Source organism: Nocardia sp. NPDC087230, assembly GCF_044744725.1.
Lineage (GTDB): Bacteria > Actinomycetota > Actinomycetes > Mycobacteriales > Mycobacteriaceae > Nocardia > Nocardia canadensis.
The window spans coordinates 1,057,903-1,078,191 of the sequence record NZ_JBIUYV010000001.1 but is presented as its reverse complement, the minus strand read 5'-3'; the positions used below and the strand labels follow the sequence as shown (position 1 = coordinate 1,078,191).

Here is a 20,289-nt window from a genome sequence, read left to right as displayed (position 1 = left end):
GCAAAGAAATTTGCCGTCGTGGCAAACTGGACAGCATGGACGACCTCGAACAGACCCTCGACTCGGTCGGCCCCCGCCTGCGCGACCTGCGCAAACGGCGCCGGACCACCCTCGCCGACCTCTCGGCGGAAACCGGCATCTCGGTGAGCACCCTGTCGCGCCTCGAGTCGGGCGACCGCAAACCCACCCTCGAACTCCTGCTCCCCCTGGCCAAAGCCCACGGCGTCACCCTCGACGAACTCGTCGACGCCCCGCCCACCGGCGACCCGCGCATCCACCTGCGCCCGGTCACCCGCCACGGCATGACGATGCTCCCGCTGACCAAGCGCGCGGGCGGCATCCAGGCCTTCAAGATGATCATCGCCCCCAACGCCCGCAACCGACCCGAGGAACCCCAGGTCCACGAGGGCTACGAATGGCTCTATGTCCTCAACGGCCGCCTGCGCCTGATCCTCGGCGACAACGACATCGTCCTCACCCCCGGCGAAGCCGCCGAATTCGACACCCACATCCCGCACTGGTTCGGCGCCGCCGACGACCACCCCGTCGAATTCCTCAGCCTCTTCGGCAAACAAGGCGAACGAGCCCACTTCCGAGCCCGCCCCAAGACCTCCGACTGACCGCGGTCGACAGCACCGAACGGCGGCGGCTCAGCTCTGCAACGCGGCGATCAGGGCGGGACTCAAGGCAAGTGCGGGAAGCGATTCGACCAGTAGGTCCACCAATTGTTCTCGGGTGATGGGCTTTTCGTTCATCCAGGTGAGGATGGTCTCCTCGACGAAGGCGATCCAGCCGCGAATGGCGAGGGTGAGGCGAGCGAGGTCGGGATCGTCGGGAGGGAGCGGGAGCTCGCTGACGATGAGATCGGCGATGGCGGCGCGGGTTTCGTTGACGTAGCCGACCATGTCGGGGGCGACACTGGCGGGGCCGCGCAGCACGGAGCGATAGGACGCCGAGTGCTCGGTCGCGTAGTCGACGAAACGCTCGATCGAGTCGCGCAGCATGTCGAACAGCGACAGGTCGCGGTTGGGCATCACGGCCGTGTAGAACTCGGTGCTCACATGCCGGGCGATCGCCTCGTGGAACTCCTGCTTGGAGGCGAAATAGTGGAACAGCAACCCCCGCGAGATGCCGGCCTGTTTGGCGATGTCGTCGACCGAGATGTCCTCGAGCGGCCGCTCGGCCAGCATCTCGGCGCCGAGGTGGATCAGCTGCAACCGCCGCTCCTCGGGGCTGAGCCGGACACGCTTGGTCTCGCCGGAACTCCTGATACTCACGTCGTCCATCCTAGCCACTACTGAACCTGGTTCAATAGCTGTTGACTCCGGCTCAATAAGAACGTAGTCTGCATTACATGAGTCGCAAGGTTACAGACAAAGTTGTCGCCGACCGTGCCGCCCGCCACGTCAAGACGATCATCGTCGGCAGTGGGTTCGCGGGCCTCGGAATGGCCATCCGGCTGCGCCAGCAAGGCCGCGAGGATTTCCTCGTCCTGGAGCGCGGCAGCGATGTCGGCGGCACCTGGCGGGACAACACCTACCCCGGCGCCGCGTGCGACGTGCCGTCGCACCTGTACTCCTACTCGTTCGCGCTGAACCCGGACTGGTCGCGCTCGTTCTCCAAGCAGGGCGAGATCCAGGCCTACATCCGCAAGGTCGCCGAGCAGAACAATGTGCTGGACAAGCACCTGTTCGACTGCGATGTGCTGGGCATGCGGTGGAACGCCGAGACCGCCCGCTGGGACATCACCACCAGCAAGGGCGACTTCACCGCCGACACCGTGGTCTCCGCGGTCGGCGCCCTGTGTGAGCCGTCGCTGCCCGACATCAAGGGCATCAACGAGTTCGAGGGCGAGATCTTCCACTCGGCCCGCTGGGACCACAGCGTCGAGCTCGCGGGCAAGCGCGTCGCGGTGATCGGCACCGGCGCCTCGGCCATCCAGATCGTGCCCGCCATCGCGGGCAAGGTCGCCCACCTCGACCTCTACCAGCGCACCGCGCCGTGGCTGCTGCCGCGCATGGACCGCCCGTACTTCCTGCCGGAACGCCTGGCGTTCAAGTACATTCCGGGCGTGCAGCGCCTGTCCCGCGCGGCCATCTACGCCGCCCGCGAGACCCAGGTCGTCGGCCTGGCCAAGTACCCCGCGCTGATGAAGATCTTCGAGACCATCTCCCGCGGCAAGCTGCTGGCCGAGGTCCGCGACCCGATCAAGCGCGCCAAGGTCACCCCGAACTACCGCATCGGCTGCAAGCGCATGCTGATCTCCAACGAGTACTACCCGGCGATCGACCGCGACAACGTCGAGGTGATCACCGAGGGCATCGCCGAGGTCAAGGCCGGCTCGATCGTCACCAAGGACGGCACCGAGCGCGAGATCGACGCGCTGATCGTGGCCACCGGCTTCCACGTCACCGACTCCCCGGCCTTCGAGACCATCACCGGTCGCACCGGACAGACCCTGTCCGAGCAGTTCGACGAGGTCGGCCAGCGCGGCTACAAGGGCTCGACCATCGAGAACTTCCCCAACATGTTCTTCCTGCTCGGCCCGAACGTCGGCCTCGGCCACACCTCGATGGTGTTCATGATCGAGTCGCAGATCAACTATGTCGCCGACGCCCTGGCCACCATCGACAAGCAGAACCTGCGCACCGTCGAGGTCCGCCCGGAGGCCGTGCGCGCGTACAACACCGAACTGCAGGCGAAGATGGCCGATAGCGTCTGGATGAACGGCGGCTGCGCCAGCTGGTACCTGGACAAGCACGGCAACAACACCACACTGTGGCCCGATTTCACCTTCCAGTTCCGTAGGCTGACCAAGAATTTCGATGTCGCTGCCTACGACACGACTTCTTCGACCGACTCCGACACCGAACTGAAAGTGGTGGCAGCACAGTGAGCAAAGATGCTTACTTCACGAACAAGGTCTGTGTGATCACGGGCGCCGGCTCCGGCATCGGCCGCGCGCTCGCCGAGAACCTGGCTCGCCGTGGCGCCAAGCTGGCGCTGTCCGATATCGACGCCGAGGGCCTGGCCGAGACCGTGCGCATCGTCGAGGGACTGGGCGCGCAGGTCAAGGCCGACCGGCTCAACGTCGCCGAGCGCGAGGCGTTCCTGCTCTACGCCGACTCGGTGAAGGCGCACTTCGGCGTCGTGCACCAGATCTACAACAACGCCGGCATCGCCTACCACGGTGACGTCGTCAAGACCGACTTCAAAGACATCGAACGCATCATGGACGTCGATTTCTGGGGCGTCGTCAACGGCACCAAGGCGTTCCTGCCGATGCTGATCGAGTCCGGCGACGGCCACGTCGTCAACGTGTCGAGCCTGTTCGGCCTGGTCACCGTGCCCGGCCAGGCGGCCTACAACTCGGCCAAGTTCGCGGTGCGCGGCTTCACCGAGGCGCTGTACCAGGAGATGAAGATCGCCAAGGCGCCGGTCAAGGTCACCTGCGTGCACCCCGGCGGCATCAAGACCGCGGTGGCCCGCAACGCCACCTACGCCGAGGGCATCGACGGGGCCAACACCGCCTCGCTGTTCGACAAGTACCTGGCGATCCACAGCCCGGAGATGGCCGCGCAGACCATCACCGAGGGTGTGCGCAAGGGGCACGCGCGCGTGCTGATCGGCTGGGAGGCCAAGGTGCTCGATGTGAGCGTGCGCTTCCTCGCTTCGGGGTACAACCGGATCTCGGCCGTGGTCAACGGCCGCTTCATGCCGCACTGACGCGACTAGCCCCGTAGGAAAACCATGCGCGAGTTCACGATTCCGCTGCCGATCGCCCGTGCCGTACTCGACCCGGTGTTCCGGGTGACGCTCAACGCACGGCTGCCGGTCGCGGTGCAACGCGCCCTGCTCGACGTGGTCTCCCGGCTGCAGCTGATGCCCGACGGTTCCGTCGTGCAGCATCTGCAGCTGGGCGGCCGCCCGGCCGAGCGGGTCATCGCCGAGACCGCCATCCCGGGTTCGCGTACCCGGGCGGTCCCGCCGGAGCGCGCCGCGGGCGCGATCCTGTACCTGCACGGCGGCGGCTACGTCGTCGGTTCGCTGGCCACCCACCGTTCGCTGGTCGCGCGGCTGGCCAGGGAGACCTCCTGCGCGGTGTACTCGCTGGACTACCGCCTGGCCCCGGAGCATCCGCTGCCCGCCGGTCTCGACGACGCCGAGGCGGCGTTCCTCGACCTGGTGGACAACGTCGGCTACCGGCCCGAGCAGATCTGCCTCGCCGGCGATTCGGCGGGCGGTGGTCTGTCGCTGGCGCTGGCCCAGCGACTGATCGAACGACACGCGATGACGCCCGCCGCGCTGGGCCTCATCGCGCCCTGGGTCGACCCGACCCAGGTGCCCAGCCGCAGCCGCGACCTGGTGATCAACCGGGCGTGGTCGCAAGCGTGCGCCGCCTTCTACCTCGGCGACGGCGCCGCCACCGACGCGGGCTACGCCCCGCTCACCGGAAACCTGATCGGCCTGCCACCCACCTACGTGCAGGTCGACGTGAGCGAACTCCTGCACGACCAGTGCACTCAGCTCGTCTCAGCCCTGCGTGGCGCGGGTGTGCACGTCCGCTTCACCGAAACCCGCGGCCTCTGGCATGTCGCGCAACTGCAGGCCGCGCTGGTCACCGAGGCAGCGCTGGCGCTCAGCGAACTCGCAGAGTTCCTGCGAGAAGCAATTCAGCCAGTTTCGATCGACGATTTACGATAAGTCCTGGTGACAGGATTTTCGGACGGCGATATCGCGGCCCGGCCGAACGTGTCGTAGATTACTGGCGAGTAGAACCCACTGGAAGGGCACTGATGCGAGAGTTCGAAGTTCCGGCTTCCTACACCATCCCGGACGATGCGAACAATTCCGACAACGTCTTCCGCTTCGCCGCGGAGACGCCGAACACGGTGTTGTTCAACGTCCCGAACGGCAGCGGCGGCTGGAACGACGTCACGGCGAAGCAGTTCGAGCAGGCCGTTATCGGCGTCGCCAAGGGCCTCATCGCCTCGGGCATCGAACTGGGCGACCGGGTCGCCATCATGGCAGCCACTCGCTATGAGTGGACCCTGCTGGACTTCGCGATCTGGGCCGCCGGTGGCGTCACCGTCGCGATCTACGACAGCTCGGCCGCCGAGCAGGCCAAGTGGATCCTGCAGGACTCCGAGACCAAGCTCCTGGTCGTCGAGAACGACAAGCACCGCGCCACGATCGACGAGATCGAAGCCGGCTCGCTGCCCGCTCTGGCCGAGACCCTGCAGATCGACAAGGGCGCGGTCGACACGCTGACCGAGCGCGGCGCCGATCTCGACGACGCCGTGGTGCACGAGCGTCGCAAGCAGGTCGGCGCGGCCTCCCCGGCCACCCTGATCTACACCTCGGGCACCACCGGTCGCCCCAAGGGCGTCCAGCTGACCCACGCGAACCTGTATGCGGAGTCGCGGTCGGGCGGCATCGAGCTGTCCGCCTTCGTCTCCGAGGGCCAGAAGACCCTGCTGTTCCTGCCGCTGGCGCACGTGTTCGCCCGCGCGGTCGCGCTGATCGCCTTCGATTCCAAGGTGACCATCCGCCACAGCTCGGACTGGACGACCCTGGTCGAGCAGTTCGGCGAGTTCAAGCCGGACTTCATCCTCTCCGTGCCGCGCGTGTTCGAGAAGGTCTACAACTCGGCCAAGCAGAAGGCGCACGACGGCGGCAAGGGCAAGATCTTCGACGCCGCCGCCGAGACCGCCATCGCCTACAGCGAGGCGCTCGAAAAGGGCAGCCCCGACCTGGTGCTGAAGCTGAAGCACTTCGTCTTCGACAAGCTGGTCTACAGCAAGCTGCGTGCCGCGCTCGGTGGCCAGTGCCTGGCCGCGGTGTCCGGTGGCGGGCCGCTGGGCGCGCGCCTCGGCCACTTCTTCCGTGGCGTCGGCGTCACCATCTACGAGGGCTACGGTCTGACCGAATCCACCGCCGCGTTCAGCGTGAACACCCCGCAGCACATCCGGGTCGGCTCGGTGGGCCGCCCGATCCAGGGCCACGCGGCCAAGATCGCCGAGGACGGCGAGCTGCTGCTCAAGGGCTCGGTCGTGTTCAACGGCTACTGGGGCAACGCCGAGGCCACCGAGGAAGCGTTCGAGGACGGCTGGTTCAAGACCGGCGACCTGGGCGCCATCGACGCCGACGGCTTCATCACCATCACCGGCCGCAAGAAGGAAATCCTGGTCACCGCGGGCGGCAAGAACGTCTCCCCCGCCGTGCTCGAGGACTCCCTGCGCGCGCACCCGCTGATCAGCCAGGTCATGGTCGTCGGTGACGGCCAGCCCTTCATCGGCGCGCTCATCACCCTCGACCCGGAGGCACTGCCGGGGTGGAAGGAGCGCAACGGCGTCGCCGCCGACACCGCGATCGAGACCCTGATCGAGAACCCGACGCTGGTCGCCGAGGTCGAGGCCGCGGTCGCCGAGACCAACAAGAAGGTCTCCAAGGCCGAGGCGATCAAGAAGATCCGCATCCTCCCGGTCGACTGGACCCAGGAGGGTGGCGAGCTCACCCCGAAGATGTCGCTCAAGCGCGCCGTCGTCATGAAGCAGTACGCGGGCGAGGTCGACAAGATCTACTCGTAGTCCCCGCCTGTCCGGAAGGCCGGTTGCGTTCGCGCAACCGGCCTTCCGGCGTTTCAGGCGACGGCCGCGGCCCGTTCCCGCAGGACGCGCAGCCCGGCCAGACCGACGACGAGATCGGCGCCGATCTCGAACAGGGCGGCGAACCAGGAGAAGCCGGTGACGTTCGCCCGCGCGGGCGCGTTGACGAAACTGTCGCTGAGCGGGCCGAACCAGTCGGGCAGCAGGTGCACGACGAAGAAGCCCGCCGCGCTGGCGAACCCGACGATCGCCGCGGCGAGTGGCGCCGCGGCGTGGCGCCGGAACACCAGGAAGACGACGAGCAGGGCGAACAGGAGCTGGATCGTCCCGAGCGCGTTGACCAGGGCGGAGGTGACGTTCATCCCCCGGCGTAGATGGTCGGCGCCGTGGACGAGGAGCGCGACGGCGAACACGGCGGTGGCCGCGCGCAGGGTGGTCTCGGGGGCTGTGGTCTCGGGCATGGGAGCCTCCTGCCGAGGGCGGATTCAGTTCTACTACACAGTGTAGTTTTCAAGGGTGGCCGCCGCAGCCGTTCCGCCGCCACAGGTCGGTGTCGCCGCGCGCGACGTAGGCTCGCTGGTATGGCGTTGTTGCGGGTAGTGGCCGGAATCGCGGCAGCCGCGCTGGTCCTCGGCGTGGCCGAGCTGGTCGCGGTGTTCACCGGTACAGGGAGCGCGCCCGCGTACGCGCTCGGGGCGACCGTCGTCGATCACACCCCGGACGGCCTCCGCGAGTGGGCGATCCAGAGTTTCGGCCGCAACGACAAGGCCGTGCTGTTCGTATGCATGGGCATCGTGGCGGTCCTCGTCGCCGGTCTGGCCGGCTGGTTCGAGCGGGTCACCCGGCCGGTCGGATCGGTCGTGTTCGCCGTGTTCGGCCTGATCGCCGCGGTCATCGGAGCGGGCCGGGTCGGTGGGTTCGGCGGCGCGCTACCCGCCCTGATCGGCACCGCGGCAGGAATTCTCGCGTTGCGCGGGCTGACCCGGCGCATCGATGACGCGTCGACTCCGCCCGGATCGACGGGCGAGGCGGCGGCGGGAAGTGGCCGCCTCGTGGGGCCCGAAGCCGACACCGCGGGCGGGACAGTCGTCGGCGCCGGCGCGACGGCCGGTCCGGCGGCGATCAGGGCCGACGAGTCGCGCGCGATGGTGTCCGCCGGGCGGCGGCGGGTGCTCGGCGGGATCGCCGCGACCGGCGTGCTGGCGCTCGGGGCCGGACTCGCGGGACGACTGCTCGGTGGTGCGCGCGGTGACGTGTCGGCGGAGCGGGCCACCGTCGAATTGCCCGGTCCCGCAACGCCGTTGCCGGAGCTGCCCGCCGACGCCGACCTGCGAGTTCCCGGCCTCACGCCGTATCTCACCCCCGCCGACGAGTTCTACCGCATCGATACCGCGCTGATCGTTCCCCAGGTGTCCACCGCCGACTGGTCACTGCGCATCCACGGCATGGTGGATCGCGAAATCGTGCTCACCTGGGACGATCTCGCGCGCCGGACCCCGGTGGAATACGTGGTGACGCTGGCCTGCGTGTCCAACCCGATCAACGGCGACCTGATCGGCAATGCCCGCTGGCTCGGCTACCGGCTCGACGAACTGCTCGCCGAGGCGGGCCCGCGGCCCGACGCCGATATGGTGCTGTCCCACAGCAAGGACGGCTGGACGGCGGGCAGTCCGCTGGCCGCGCTCACCGACGGCCGCGACGCGCTGCTGGCGATCGGGATGAACGGCGCTGCGCTGCCGATCCAGCACGGCTATCCGGCGCGGCTGGTGGTGCCCGGCCTCTACGGCTACGTCTCGGCCACCAAGTGGGTCACCGAACTGGAGGTGACCCGCTTCGACCAGGCCAGCGCCTACTGGACCCGGCGCGGCTGGTCGGCCCGGGGCCCGATCAAGACCGGCACCAGGATCGACACCCCGCGGGGCCGCGGCCGGATTCCGCAAGGCCGCACCACCATCGCCGGCGTCGCCTGGGCGCAGCATCGCGGCATCACCGGCGTCGAGGTGCAGATCGACAACGGCGACTGGCGGCCCGCCCGGCTCTCGACCGAGGTCTCGATCGACACCTGGCGCCAGTGGGTCTACGACTGGGACGCCACCGCCGGTCAGCACACCATCCGCGCCCGCGCCATCGACGACACCGGGGCGCCGCAGACCGCGGTCCAGCGCGACGTCATCCCGGACGGCGCGACCGGCTATCCCACCCTCACGCTCCAGGTCGCCTGACAGCGAAAGGCCGGTCGCGCCCGCGCGACCGGCCTTTACGCTCCGTTCCTAGAACCGCTGCGCCGCGAATTGTGCCGCGGTGAGGGTCATTCCGTTGACGCTGTAGAGGGTGTGCAGGGCATTGGGCTGGCCGAGCGGGGACCCGTCGCAGATGTTGTCCGCATCGATGCACAGGTCGATGGTCTTGCCCGTGTAGGGCGCGCCGATCACCAGGGCGGGTGCGCCCGCGTCGGCCAGGAACCGATCCGACGGTTTGCCGAACAGCGCGACCGCGGCGACATGCTCGGCCACCTCGGGCGCCAACGGCGCGGGCAGGTAGGACCGGTACTCCGCCGGGACACCCTCGGGCACCCCGGTGCCGGTGGCGAACCCGGCCACCGCCGCACCCTGGGAGTACCCGCCGAGCACGATCCGCGCGGCCGGGCAGTTGGCGGCGACGTACTCGACCCGCCGCTGGGCGTCGTTGATGCCACGCACCACGGTGCGCGCGAAGGCGAGCCGGTCGGCGAAGTCGCTGCTCGCGGGGTAGTCGACCCCGTAGGCGCCGACCGAACGGCCCCCGGAGTTCAGGCGGATCGCTTCGACGAAGGACGCGCCGGTGATCCCGAGCTCGCCACCGGGCTCGGCGGTGCCGCGAGCGAAGACCACCTCGATGTCGGAACACGACGCCGCGGACGCGGAGTGGATGGGCGTTACCAGCGGAATCGCGGCTGCCAGGAGTGCTGCAGACACGAATCGCGAAAGAGAACGTGCTGTCATTCCGGGCAGACTACCCACCCTGGCGGCGCACCAACACCCCTGGTCACCGGCGCGCCGCCGCCGGAAGTCGGCCACGGCCACCGACCGCGCGCTGACCGGCCCGGGTCGGCCGCCGACGCGCCGCGCCGCGGTGGAAAACGAGTGCTGCCCGTCTCGCGCGGGGCGAGACGGGCAGCGGTCGAACGATTCAGGCGCCGGCGTCGGCCTTCGCCAGCTCGGGCTTGGGGGCGGCCCCCGACGCACCGTGGCTGACGAACAGGGCCGAGGCGATCACACCGATGATCAGGATGGCGGCGGGCAACAGCATCGACTGGGCCAGCGAAGTGCTGAACTCGTCGAGGATCTGCGGCGGGAGCGGGCCGGTGGCCGCGCCCTCGCCGACCGGACCGCCACCGCCGAGACCGTTGGCGGTCAGGCGAGCCGCGATCAACGCGCTGATCGCGGCGCTACCGAGCACCGAGCCGACCTGGCGGGTGGTGTTGTAGACACCGGCGCCCGCACCGGCCTGGGTGACCGGCAGGTTGTGCGTGGCCGTGGAGGCCAACGGCGCCCAGATGCAGGCATTGGCCAGACCGGCGACGGCCGCGGCGAGCAGGAACCAGATGATCTGCGAATCCGGCGTCATCAGCGCGGCGAAGGCGAAGGTCGACCCGGCGAACAGGGTGAACCCGATCGTCGGCACCAGTCGCGGCGGCAGCCGGTCGGAGAACTTGCCGACGAACGGCGCGGCGAATCCGGTGACGATCGCCATCGGCGCGAACACCAGCGCCGAGACGGTCGGCGACATCTCGCGCACCGCCTGCAGATAGAAGTACGAGGGCACCATCATCGAGGTGACCGCGGCGCCCATCGCGGCGATGGCCAGGTTCGACAGCGAGAAGTTGCGGTCGCGGAACAGGCTCATCGGCACCAGCGGCTCGCCCCGGTTACGGGCCTGGTTGATCACGAACGCGATCAGCATGAGCACGCCGAACCCGATCAGCAGCCAGATCCGCAGCGACCAGTCCTGCGTGTTGCCCTCCTGGATACCGAAGACCAGCGCCGTCATGCCGATACCGCTGAGCACGACGCCGACGACGTCGAACCGGTGGTCGCTGGTCGGCAGCGCGGGCACCAGCCACACGGCCAGACCGAACGCGATGATGCCGACCGGGACGTTGACGAAGAAGATCCACTCCCAGCCCAGGTTGTCGACGAGCACGCCGCCCAGGATCGGCCCGACCAGCGTCGCGAGCCCGGCGACGCCGCCCCACAGGCCCATCGCGGCACCGCGCTTGTCCGGTGCGAAGGTGCGGGTGATGACGGCCATCGTCTGCGGGGTCATCAGCGCGGCGCCGATGCCCTGCGCGGCGCGCGCGGCGATCAGCATGCCGATGGAACCGGACAGGCCGCACCACAGCGAGGCGCCGGTGAAGATCGCCAGGCCGATCAGGTAGATGTTCTTGGGACCGTACTTGTCACCGAGGCGGCCGGTGACCAGCAGCGGCACCGCGTAGGTGAGCAGGTAGGCACTGGTCACCCAGATGACATTGGAGATATCGGTGCTCAGGTCCGTCATGATCGCCGGGTTGGCGACCGCGACGATCGTCATGTCCAGCAGGATCATGAAGAACCCGACCACCAGCGCGAACAGCGCTAGCCACGGATTACGTTGGGTGGTCATCGAATTCGTTCCTATCGGAAGATGAGCTCGGGATATCAGTCGCGGGCGGCGCCGGCCGCCCACCGGGGTCGTGGCGCGGCGTCGGGGTGATCCCCCGGCGGCCATTCGTGCGGGGACACGGCGTCGTCGGTGCGGCGTTCGCCGGTCTCTGGATCGAATTTCTCCCACTCGACGAGGCCACCGTCGAGGTCGGCGGCGAACCCCTCGATCCAGGTCAGTTCCGCCTGGATGGTCGCCTGGATGTACTCCAGGACGAACCAGTACCGGCGCGGGGTGTCGTGGGCGCGGGCCCAGCCGATCATGGCGTCGACATCGGCCAGCGCCTCGCCCAGATGCCCGGCCCGCTCGCGCAGCAGGGTGACGACCCGCTCGCTCGGCAGGGTGTGCGCCTCGGCGAGCGCGACCCGGAAGATCGGGAACTCCTGCACCGGGGTGCGCAGGAGATCGGTGATGCGTCCGCGCAGCGTGTCGCGGCCGATGTCGGTGATCCGGTAGGTGGTCCGTTCGGGCCGATTGCCCTCGCGCTCGGTGCCTTCGGCGCGCACCAGTTCGTCGGCCGCCAGCCGGGCGACCACGTGATACAGCGAACCCGGACGTACCTTGACCAGCAGGTCTTCCCGCCGAGCCATCAGCACTTGATACATCTCGTAGGGATGCATTGGCCGTTCGTCCAGCAGTGCGAGGACCGCGATGGCCAACGGTGTCATCGCGTTGCGACCCGGCTGCCCCACCGCTCCCACCTCCACTCCCGCGCCTGCGCGCAGGTCCGTGTTCCACACCAAATATTCCAGTAGGAATATACGGAGCGGAACAGAGACTGACAAGCGAACTTTTCAGCACAGTGGTGTCCGACCCGGGCGACCGCGTTGATCCAGAAGTTCATCCAGGAGCGACGAGGTTCCCATCGAGGACGCAACTTTCGGCAGCAAGGTCGACCTCCGGGTCACCCCGGCACGCTGAGGCTCAGCGTTCACCCATCGGAGCGCACGATGTGATCCACCTCTCGAAGGGCATCCAGGGTTCGCAGCATCACAAATTTTGAATTTCCGAATTCCGTTGATGTTGAATCGTCCCGTCTCAGAGAAATTCGATCGAAAGAATTAGGGGGGGACCATGACTCGTCGCCATGCCACCAGAAGGTTCAGCCGAGCGCTCGTCCTGTGCGCGCTGCCGGTGGCGATCGCGGTGACCGGTGCGGATATCGCCTCGGCGGCTCCGGTCGCACCGGTGGTCTCGAGCGCCGAACGCGCTACGAGCTACGACGGGCACGCCATCACGTTCGTCGACGATCGGACGATGACGATCGACGGCCACACCGTCACCGTCGACGACCAGCACGTGGTCCGGGTCGATGACCGCCAGGTCTCGTTCCGGCCCGTCGCGACTCCGGCCGAAGCGCTCATGTCCATCGACGCGCCGCTCGCCGATCCCGGCAAGGTGGGCACCGGAGCGCTGGTCGGCGCCGGAGTCGGTGCCGCGGCGGCCGGTATTCCCGCCGCGATCGTCGGCGCCGTGCCCGGCGCTGTCGTCGGCGGTGTCATCGGTGCCGGAGCCGGATTCCTGATCGGCATCGGCACCGTCGCCGCGGGTGTGCTCATCAGCTCGATGGTCGGCTGTGTCACCACCGGCTGCCTCATCGACGTGCCGATCTTCCTCGCCGGCCTGGCCGCGGAGGCGGTGATCGCGGCGCCGTCCATCGCCGTCGGCGCCGCCCTGGGGGTGGCGGTCGGCGCCGCCATCGGGGCGGGCATCGCCGGTTTGCCGGCTGCCGGAATCGGCGGCCTCGTCGGCGCGGGCATCGGCGCGGCCGCGGTGACGTTGAATCCCCAGCTGGTGCCCTGACCTCGCGCGGGTGTTCTCGTCGACCACCGGATAGCTGGGAGTCAGGGCACCCCGACGCGCTGTTGCTCGGTTCGGGGGTGCCGGTTCGGCGTGGTTGAATACTGCGGATTCGGAAGGCATCCGGGGGATGCGGGGGAGGAAATATCGTGCGGTACTGGGTTTTTGCTGTCCTGACGGGGATCGCGCTGGTGGTCAGCGGGTGTTCGGTGATCGAGCAGGCGACGAATTCCGTCGAGCAGGGCGAGTGCGTGCGGCAGGACGGGGAGGACTTCACCGAGGTGGGGTGTGCCGCGCCCGAGGCGAGCTTCGTGGTGTTGAAGAAGCTCGGGAGCGGGGAGTACTCGTGCAAGAACGTCGCCGGGGTGACCTACACGTACTACGAGGACTCGACGCAGATCTGCCTGGGAGACAAGGGCGCCGACCCCGCGCAGGCGGTCAATGCCGCGCAGCAGGGCGACTGTGTCACCGAGTCCTCGGACCGGGCACGCAAGCTGCCGTGCACCGACCCGGCGGCGGTGTACAAGGTGCTCGACCGCCAGGAGGGCGGCCTGGCGCACTTCGCCTGCGACAGCGTGACCGGCACCGAGGTGACCTACACCTGGGAGCTGAAAACGGTCGGCACCAGCACGATGCCCAAGCTCGGCCCCGACCTGATCTTCTGCCTGGCGCACAAGGAGGTCGACACCACGCGTTCGCTGGAGAACGCCGAAGCCGGTGACTGCCTGCGCCCGACCACGATCACCCCGAACCTCGAGATCGCCGACTGCGGCGGCCGTGACGCGAAGTACCGCATCCTGAAGGTCGCCGCGAGCTCCGCCCAGTGCGCGAACGTCGCGGGCGCGACCTCGTCGTTCACCTACACCCCCGGTGGCATCCCGATCCCCCGCGTCTTCTGCGTGGCCGACCTCTAGGGGCCCGCGCTGCCCCGACGCCGGGTGCTGCGGCCGGGGTCGACCAACAGAACCGACGGGTGACAGTGGCTAGAGACCGTGGGCGTCGAGCCAGGCGCGGGCGGCGATGGCCGGGTCGGTGCCCGTCCGAACCTGGCGGACGAGGTCGGTGAGCCCCTCGGTGGTCAGTTCGCCCGCCACGTAGTTGAGTTTCTTCAGCTGGACGCGGTCGAAGTGGCCGGAGCGGTAGAGAGCCAGGATGTTCTGGGCCCGCAGGGCGTATTTCGGGTCGTCCAGGACGACCAGACCCGCCGCGGCGTCGGCGGGCGGGCCGTTGACGATGCCCACCTGGATCTCGCCGTCGCGCAGGGCTTTTCCGAGCGCTTGCGGGTCCGGGTAGTGCCTGGTCGTGGCGAAGGCGCAGTCGGCGATCGTGGCGGGGGCCGGGGTGGTGCGGGTGAAACCGGGAAGTTCGGTGTAGCCGGCGGTGAGGTCGGCGCAGCGCGGGGTCAGGGCGGCCAGCGTGCGGATGGTGTCGCGGGCGGCGAACTCCTCGGTGACCAGGAGGCGGGAGCGCAGGTCGGTGCCGTCGGCGGCGTCGGAGGCCGACAGGCCCTGCGGGAGCGCGGCGTTGACGGCGGCCACGACGTCCTCGGGGGTGCGGGCGGGGGCGGCCGGGTTCCAGCGGTCGAGCAGCGCGCCGTCGCGGGCGGGCAGGACCGCGATCCGGCCCGCGTCGAGGTCGGCTTGCGGATTCGCCGAGTCGCGGACGACGGCGGTCGGGGTGCCGGTGCGGGCCAGCGCCTGGGCATAGATCTGGGCGAGCACCAACGATTCCGCCGAGGAATCCGCACCCACCGCGACCACGTTCCGCGGCTCGTCGGCCCCACACGAAACGGTGGCGAAAGCCCAGGTGGTGACCAGTAGCGCAGCCAGCTTCCGGCGCACCGCTCCCGACACCATCCGGCGACACCAACTTCCTGTATTTGCGGTCAACCCACGCAATTCGGCGCGACGCGGGCAGTATGAACTACCAGAATGTACCTGCGGCCCCCGGGTCGCATGCACAGCGCACTGCCCGCCTTTGCCGGAAGGACACCAGTGAAAACCGCGTTCGCCTCCTCTTCGCACGGACAACGTCGACCGGCACGCCGCCTCGCGGTTCGGGCGGGCCGGGTGCTGGCAGCCGCAGTCGCGCTGGCCGCCGCCATGATCGTCTCCGCCTGCGGCAACTCCGACCCACTGGCCGCCAAGGGCGATTGCGCCAGCGACGCGCTGATCATCGGTTCGGCCAATTTCCCCGAGTCCGAGACCGTCGCCAACATCTACACCGAGGTCCTGCGGATCAACGGTTTCAAGGTCGACACGAAGTTCAACATCGGCAGCCGCGAGGCCTACATCCCCGCCTTACGCCAGTGCGCGATCTCGCTGATCCCGGAATACACCGGCAACCTGCTGCAGTATCTGGACAAGAACGCCACCGCCACCTCCGCGGCCGACGTGAACGCGGCCCTGACCACAGCGCTGGGCAGCGACCTGGCCATCGCGACGCCGGCCCCGGGGCAGGATTCCGATGCCGTGGTCGTCACCCGCGCGACCGCCGATCGGTGGAACCTGCAGAGCATCGCCGACCTCGCGCCGCATTCGGCCGAGGTGAAATTCGGCGCGCCCGCCGAATTCGCGCAGCGCCCCGGCGGGCTGCCCGGTCTGAAGAAGAACTACGGGCTCGACATCAGCGACGCGAATTTCGTGCCGATCGCCGACGGCGGCGGTCCGGCGACGGTGCGCGCGCTGGTCGACGGCCAGGTCACCGCGGCCGATATCTTCACCACCTCGCCGGCCATCGCCCAGAACAACCTGGTCGTGCTGGCCGATCCGAAGAGCAACTTCGCGGCCCAGAATGTGGTGCCGCTGTTCAACGCCGCCAAGAAGACCGACAAGGCGGTGGCCGTACTCGATGCCGTATCGGCGAAACTCACCACCACCGAACTGATCTCGCTCAACACCGCCGTCTCGGGCGATGCCAAGATCGAACCGAAGGCCGCCGCGCTCGCCTGGATCACCGCGCAGGGACTCAACTCCCCGATCGGCTAGGCGCGCGCCCACTAGGAGAATCCGTTGTCCGACATCGAATTCCGCGGTATCGACAAAACCTATCCGGACGGGACGCAGGCGGTTCGCGACCTGAATCTGCGGATCGAATCGGGCTCGTTCACCGTCTTCGTCGGTCCGTCCGGCTGCGGCAAGACGACCTCGATGCGGATGATCAACCGGATGGTGACGCCGAGCGCGGGCGCCATCAGCATCGACGGCCGCGACATCGCCACGGTCGATCCGGTGAAGCTGCGCCTCGGCATCGGCTACGTGATCCAGAGCGGTGGCCTGCTGCCCAACCGCAAGGTGATCGACAATGTGGCAACCGTGCCGATGCTGCTCGGCGCCTCCCGCAAGTCCGCGCGGGCCGCGGCGCTGGACGTCCTCGACCGGGTCGGCCTGGATCGCGCGCTGGCCGACCGGTATCCGGCCCAGCTCTCCGGTGGTCAGCAGCAGCGCGTTGGGGTGGCGCGGGCGCTGGCGGCCGACCCGCCGGTACTGCTGATGGACGAGCCGTTCAGCGCCGTCGACCCGGTGGTGCGGGCGGAACTGCAAGTCGAGATGCAGCGGTTGCAGGCCGAACTGCACAAGACGATCGTGTTCGTCACCCACGACATCGACGAGGCGATCACCCTCGGCGACAAGATCGCGGTGTTCGGGCGCGGCGGGGTGCTGCAGCAGTTCGACGCGCCCGAGCGGGTCCTGGCCCAGCCCGCCACCGACTTCGTCGCCGGGTTCGTCGGACGTGATCGCGGCTATCGCGCGTTGTCGTTCCGCACCGCCGAGGCCGTGACGCTGGCGCCGATCCGGACCGTCGAGGCCGACGGGGTCGCCGGGTTGCGGCTGGCGCGCGGCGAGTGGGCGCTGGTGGTCGACGCCGACGGCAAGCCGGGCGGCTGGGTGGACGTGACCGGCGCGGAAGCGGTCCGCGCCGGAAAACCGTTGGCCGCCAGCGTGTCCGCGGGCGGCTCGCTGTTCACGCCGGACGGTGACCTGCGCCAGGCGCTGGACGCGGCGATCTCCTCGCCCTCGGGCATCGGGGTGGCCGTCGACGACGCCGGCGCGGTCCGCGGCGGCCTGCTGGCCACCGATGTGCTCACCCAGCTCGCCGAGCAGCGCGGCTTCGAGGACGCCGAACGGAACCGGGAGTTCTTCGACCAGGACGTCTCGTGAGGTACCTGATCGACAACTTCGCCGAGGTCATGGCGATCACCCGCACCCATCTGGTGCTCGCGCTGGTGCCGCTGCTGCTCGGCCTGCTCATCGCGATCCCGGTCGGCGCGCTGATCCGGGGCACCGGCTGGGCCAGGAAGATCACCACGACGGTGTCGAGCCTGGCCTACACGATTCCCTCGCTGGCGCTGTTCGTGATCATTCCGCCGCTGGTCGGGATCTCGGCCATCGATCCGCTCAATGTGATCATCGCGCTCACCGTGTATTCCACGGCGCTGCTGCTGATCGCGGTGCCGACCGCCCTGGACACGGTGCCCGCCGCGGTGCTCGACGCCGCCGACGCGATCGGGTTCGGCCGGCTGCGCCGGACCCTCACCGTCGACATGCCGCTGGCGCTGCCGGTATTCGTCTCCACGCTGCGCGTCGTGGTGGTCACCAATATCGCGATGGTGTCGGTGGGCGCGCTGATCGGGGTGGGCGGGCTCGGCAAGCTGTTCACCCAGGGCTACCAGCGCGACTATCCGGATCAGATCGTGGCGGGCATCATCGTCACGCTGGTGCTGGCGCTGGTCTTCGACCGGCTGGTGTTCCTGCTCGGCAAGCTCGCGACCCCGTGGACCCGCGCCGACACGCGCGTCGACCGGACAGGGGCACGCGAGTGAATCTGTTCGTCGACGCCTGGCAGTACCTGACCGACGGCGCCAACTGGGGCGGGTCGGCCGGGATCGACACCCGTCTGCTGCAACATCTCTGGTACAGCTTCCTCGCGGTCGCGCTGTCGGCGGTGATCGCGGTGCCGCTGGGTCTGGTCATCGGGCACACCCGGCGGGGCAGCGCGCTACTTGTCGGCTTCGCCAACGCCATGCGGGCGCTGCCGACGCTGGGCCTGCTCACCTTCCTGGTACTGCTGCTCGGGCTCGGGCTGATCCCGCCGCTGCTGGCGCTGATCACCGTCGGTATCCCGCCGCTGCTGGCGGGCGCCTACGCGGGCATCGCGAACGTGCCCGCCGATGTCGTCGACGCCTCGCGCGCGATGGGGATGACCGAGCGCCAGATCCTGTTCCGGGCCGAACTGCCCAACGCGCTGCCGGTGCTCCTGGGCGGATTGCGGGCCGCGACCCTGCAGGTCGTCGCCACCGCGACCATCGCCGCCTACGTCAACCTGGGCGGGCTCGGCCGCTACATCTTCGACGGGATCGGTCTCTATCGCTACGACCTGGTCCTGGTCGGCGCGCTGCTGGTGGCGGTGCTCGCGCTGGTGCTCGACGCACTGCTGGCCGCGGCGGTCTGGGCCAGCGCGCCGGGCAGCGGGCGACTCGCGCGCGGGACGATCGTCGGCACCGACGTCTCGCCGGTCACGGAGTAGTTCGGCCGATCGGTGCGGGTCCGCCTGCTCGGCGAGGCCGCACCGCCGCTGTGCCGCAGCGGTGATCAGTCGTCGCCGAGCAGTGCCCGCAAGTGCGGATCGGCCGCCAGCACCTGCTGCATCCGGGCGCGCTCCTGGACCCGCTGGGCTCGCGACTGGATCCACTCCTGCACCGCCGTCACCACGGCCGCGTTCATCGACAGTCCATCGGCATCGGCGGCCGCGGCGAGCTGGGCGTGCACCTCGTCGGGGAGCTGCACGGAGATGGTGGTCATCTCCCGATGATCCCAGACAACGCGAGAGCGCCCCGTTCCGGGGAACGGGGCGCTCTCGGTCGATATCGCTGCGGATACTAGGCGACGCCCTCGGCGCGCGCGGCCTCGGCCACGGCCTCGGCGACGGCCGGAGCCACGCGCGGGTCCAGCGGGCTGGGGATGATCCGGTCGACGGCCAGCTCGTCGGCGACGACACCGAAGATGGCGTCGGCGGCGGCGACCTTCATGCCCTCGGTGATCCGGCGGGCACCGGCGTCGAGCGCGCCCTTGAACACGCCGGGGAAGGCGAGCACGTTGTTGATCTGGTTCGGGAAGTCGCTGCGGCCCGTCGCCACGATCGCGGCGTACTTGGCGGCCACCTCGGGGTGGATCTCCGGGTCCGGGTTCGACATGGCGAACACGATCGACTCCGGCGCCATCGAGGCGATGAGCTCCTCGGGGATCGTGCCCGCGGACAGACCGAGGAACACGTCGGCGCCGGCGAGGGCCTCCGCGGCGCCACCGGTCAGGCCGCGCGGGTTGCTGCGGGCGGCCAGCTCGGCCTTGACGCCGTTGAGGCCGTCGCGACCGGTGCTGACGATGCCCTTGGAGTCGAGCACGACCACATCGGGCACACCGGCGGCGAGCAGGATGTTGGCGCAGGCCACACCGGCCGCACCGGCACCGGACACCACGACCTTCAGCGCCGACATGTCGCGGCCCTGCTGCGCGGCCGCGCCCTTGAGGGCGGCCAGCACCACGATGGCGGTGCCGTGCTGGTCGTCGTGCATGACCGGGCAGTCCAGCGCCTCGATGACCCGCTGCTCGATCTCGAAGCAACGCGGCGCCGAGATGTCCTCGAGGTTGACCGCGCCGAAGCTCGGGCGCAGGTGGATCAGCGTCTGGACGATCTCGTCCGGATCGGTGGTGTCGAGCACCAGCGGGATCGAGTTCAGGCCGGCGAACTTCTTGAACAGCGCGGCCTTGCCCTCCATCACGGGCAGCGAAGCGCGCGGGCCGATGTCGCCGAGGCCGAGCACGGCGGTGCCGTCGCTGACCACGACCACGAGGCGGTCGGTCCAGGTGTAGGTCTTGGTGAGCGCCGCATCCTCCGCGATCGCCCGGCTGACCTGGGCGACGCCGGGGGTGTAGGCGATCGACAGATCACGCTGGGTCTCGAGCGGGGAGCTGAGCTCGACCGACAGCTTGCCGCCGAGGTGACCCGCGAAGATCTCGTCGTGGGTGATGGCAGCGAGGCTCGCTGCGTCATCGGCCTTGGGCGCCGCGGTGGCATTCGGTGCGTCAGTCACAGGTGACACGATTTCACTCCTGCTCGAGTCGGACTCAACCGGGGGACGGTTACCGCCGGGTATATCGGGATTACGGAATTGCATGACGCTCATAGGGTGCGCAGCCAG

Annotated in this window: 20 protein-coding genes; 12 read left to right on the top strand and 8 right to left on the bottom strand. The window is 69.1% G+C overall.

Annotated elements, in window-relative coordinates; translation table 11 throughout:
- Positions 1–35: 35 nt before the first annotated feature.
- Positions 36–620 (top strand): helix-turn-helix domain-containing protein, encoded by a 585-nt coding sequence (locus tag ACIO52_RS05165; protein ID WP_218719931.1) that lies wholly within the window; start codon positions 36–38, stop codon positions 618–620.
- A 30-nt stretch (positions 621–650) separates the two neighbouring features.
- Here ACIO52_RS05165 and ACIO52_RS05160 read toward each other — a convergent pair whose 3' ends face one another.
- Complete coding sequence (locus ACIO52_RS05160) at positions 651–1,286, bottom strand: TetR/AcrR family transcriptional regulator (protein WP_316575934.1); 636 nt, start codon at positions 1,284–1,286, stop codon at positions 651–653.
- A 68-nt stretch (positions 1,287–1,354) separates the two neighbouring features.
- On the opposite strand from ACIO52_RS05160, the gene ACIO52_RS05155 reads away from it, so the two are divergent.
- From ACIO52_RS05155 to ACIO52_RS05140, 4 genes are all read left to right on the top strand, one after another.
- Positions 1,355–2,896, top strand: a complete 1,542-nt coding sequence (locus ACIO52_RS05155) for an NAD(P)/FAD-dependent oxidoreductase (protein WP_218719926.1) — start codon at positions 1,355–1,357, stop codon at positions 2,894–2,896.
- Entirely contained in the window at positions 2,893–3,726 is an 834-nt protein-coding gene (locus ACIO52_RS05150; RefSeq protein ID WP_218719925.1) for an SDR family oxidoreductase, read from the top strand. The genes ACIO52_RS05155 and ACIO52_RS05150 overlap by 4 nt, the downstream gene beginning before the upstream one ends.
- 24 nt (positions 3,727–3,750) lie before the next feature.
- Positions 3,751–4,704: an alpha/beta hydrolase gene (locus ACIO52_RS05145; RefSeq protein WP_218719924.1), complete on the top strand. Its 954-nt coding sequence runs from the start codon at positions 3,751–3,753 to the stop codon at positions 4,702–4,704.
- Between the two features lie 92 nt (positions 4,705–4,796).
- Positions 4,797–6,590 carry a long-chain fatty acid--CoA ligase gene (locus ACIO52_RS05140; protein ID WP_316575935.1) on the top strand — a complete coding sequence of 598 codons (1,794 nt, stop codon included), beginning with the start codon at positions 4,797–4,799 and terminating at the stop codon, positions 6,588–6,590.
- A gap of 53 nt (positions 6,591–6,643) precedes the next feature.
- Here ACIO52_RS05140 and ACIO52_RS05135 read toward each other — a convergent pair whose 3' ends face one another.
- On the bottom strand, positions 6,644–7,069 hold the full coding sequence (locus ACIO52_RS05135; RefSeq protein ID WP_316575936.1) for a hypothetical protein: 426 nt from the start codon (positions 7,067–7,069) through the stop codon (positions 6,644–6,646).
- A gap of 120 nt (positions 7,070–7,189) precedes the next feature.
- On the opposite strand from ACIO52_RS05135, the gene ACIO52_RS05130 reads away from it, so the two are divergent.
- Positions 7,190–8,830 (top strand): molybdopterin-dependent oxidoreductase, encoded by a 1,641-nt coding sequence (locus tag ACIO52_RS05130; RefSeq protein ID WP_402641810.1) that lies wholly within the window; start codon positions 7,190–7,192, stop codon positions 8,828–8,830.
- A gap of 48 nt (positions 8,831–8,878) precedes the next feature.
- Here ACIO52_RS05130 and ACIO52_RS05125 read toward each other — a convergent pair whose 3' ends face one another.
- The 3 genes from ACIO52_RS05125 to ACIO52_RS05115 form a co-directional block, all read right to left on the bottom strand.
- Positions 8,879–9,589, bottom strand: coding sequence for a cutinase family protein (locus tag ACIO52_RS05125; RefSeq protein ID WP_394358746.1), 711 nt, complete (start codon positions 9,587–9,589; stop codon positions 8,879–8,881).
- A gap of 187 nt (positions 9,590–9,776) precedes the next feature.
- The gene (locus ACIO52_RS05120) at positions 9,777–11,252 is read right to left on the bottom strand and encodes a DHA2 family efflux MFS transporter permease subunit (protein ID WP_218719919.1); all 1,476 of its coding nucleotides are present in this window, start codon (positions 11,250–11,252) and stop codon (positions 9,777–9,779) included.
- Between the two features lie 35 nt (positions 11,253–11,287).
- Complete coding sequence (locus ACIO52_RS05115; RefSeq protein ID WP_308248573.1) at positions 11,288–11,983, bottom strand: helix-turn-helix transcriptional regulator; 696 nt, start codon at positions 11,981–11,983, stop codon at positions 11,288–11,290.
- A 382-nt stretch (positions 11,984–12,365) separates the two neighbouring features.
- Here ACIO52_RS05115 and ACIO52_RS05110 point away from each other — a divergent pair, with 382 nt between their 5' ends.
- On the top strand, positions 12,366–13,094 hold the full coding sequence (locus ACIO52_RS05110; protein WP_255588196.1) for a hypothetical protein: 729 nt from the start codon (positions 12,366–12,368) through the stop codon (positions 13,092–13,094).
- 146 nt (positions 13,095–13,240) lie between these two features.
- Entirely contained in the window at positions 13,241–14,005 is a 765-nt protein-coding gene (locus ACIO52_RS05105; protein ID WP_402641805.1) for a hypothetical protein, read from the top strand.
- 69 nt (positions 14,006–14,074) lie between these two features.
- Here the strand turns inward: ACIO52_RS05105 and ACIO52_RS05100 are convergent, their stop codons facing one another.
- Positions 14,075–14,947 carry a glycine betaine ABC transporter substrate-binding protein gene (locus ACIO52_RS05100; RefSeq protein WP_402641802.1) on the bottom strand — a complete coding sequence of 291 codons (873 nt, stop codon included), beginning with the start codon at positions 14,945–14,947 and terminating at the stop codon, positions 14,075–14,077.
- A gap of 246 nt (positions 14,948–15,193) precedes the next feature.
- On the opposite strand from ACIO52_RS05100, the gene ACIO52_RS05095 reads away from it, so the two are divergent.
- Genes ACIO52_RS05095 through ACIO52_RS05080 form a run of 4 tightly spaced genes read left to right on the top strand, consistent with a single transcriptional unit; the run spans position 15,194 to position 18,617 of the window.
- Positions 15,194–16,078: an ABC transporter substrate-binding protein gene (locus ACIO52_RS05095; protein WP_255588235.1), complete on the top strand. Its 885-nt coding sequence runs from the start codon at positions 15,194–15,196 to the stop codon at positions 16,076–16,078.
- A gap of 24 nt (positions 16,079–16,102) precedes the next feature.
- Entirely contained in the window at positions 16,103–17,251 is a 1,149-nt protein-coding gene (locus ACIO52_RS05090; protein ID WP_316575941.1) for an ATP-binding cassette domain-containing protein, read from the top strand.
- A complete protein-coding gene (locus ACIO52_RS05085; protein WP_402641799.1) occupies positions 17,248–17,913 on the top strand; it encodes an ABC transporter permease in 666 nt (221 codons plus the stop codon). Before ACIO52_RS05090 ends, ACIO52_RS05085 begins: the two co-directional genes overlap by 4 nt.
- Positions 17,910–18,617, top strand: coding sequence for an ABC transporter permease (locus ACIO52_RS05080; protein WP_218719914.1), 708 nt, complete (start codon positions 17,910–17,912; stop codon positions 18,615–18,617). Before ACIO52_RS05085 ends, ACIO52_RS05080 begins: the two co-directional genes overlap by 4 nt.
- A 65-nt stretch (positions 18,618–18,682) precedes the next feature.
- Here ACIO52_RS05080 and ACIO52_RS05075 read toward each other — a convergent pair whose 3' ends face one another.
- Both ACIO52_RS05075 and ACIO52_RS05070 read right to left on the bottom strand, forming a co-directional pair.
- Positions 18,683–18,892 carry a toxin-antitoxin system HicB family antitoxin gene (locus ACIO52_RS05075; protein ID WP_218719913.1) on the bottom strand — a complete coding sequence of 70 codons (210 nt, stop codon included), beginning with the start codon at positions 18,890–18,892 and terminating at the stop codon, positions 18,683–18,685.
- Positions 18,893–18,969: 77 nt separating this feature from the next.
- Positions 18,970–20,190: an NADP-dependent malic enzyme gene (locus ACIO52_RS05070; protein WP_374104894.1), complete on the bottom strand. Its 1,221-nt coding sequence runs from the start codon at positions 20,188–20,190 to the stop codon at positions 18,970–18,972.
- Between the last annotated feature and the right edge of the window lie 99 nt (positions 20,191–20,289).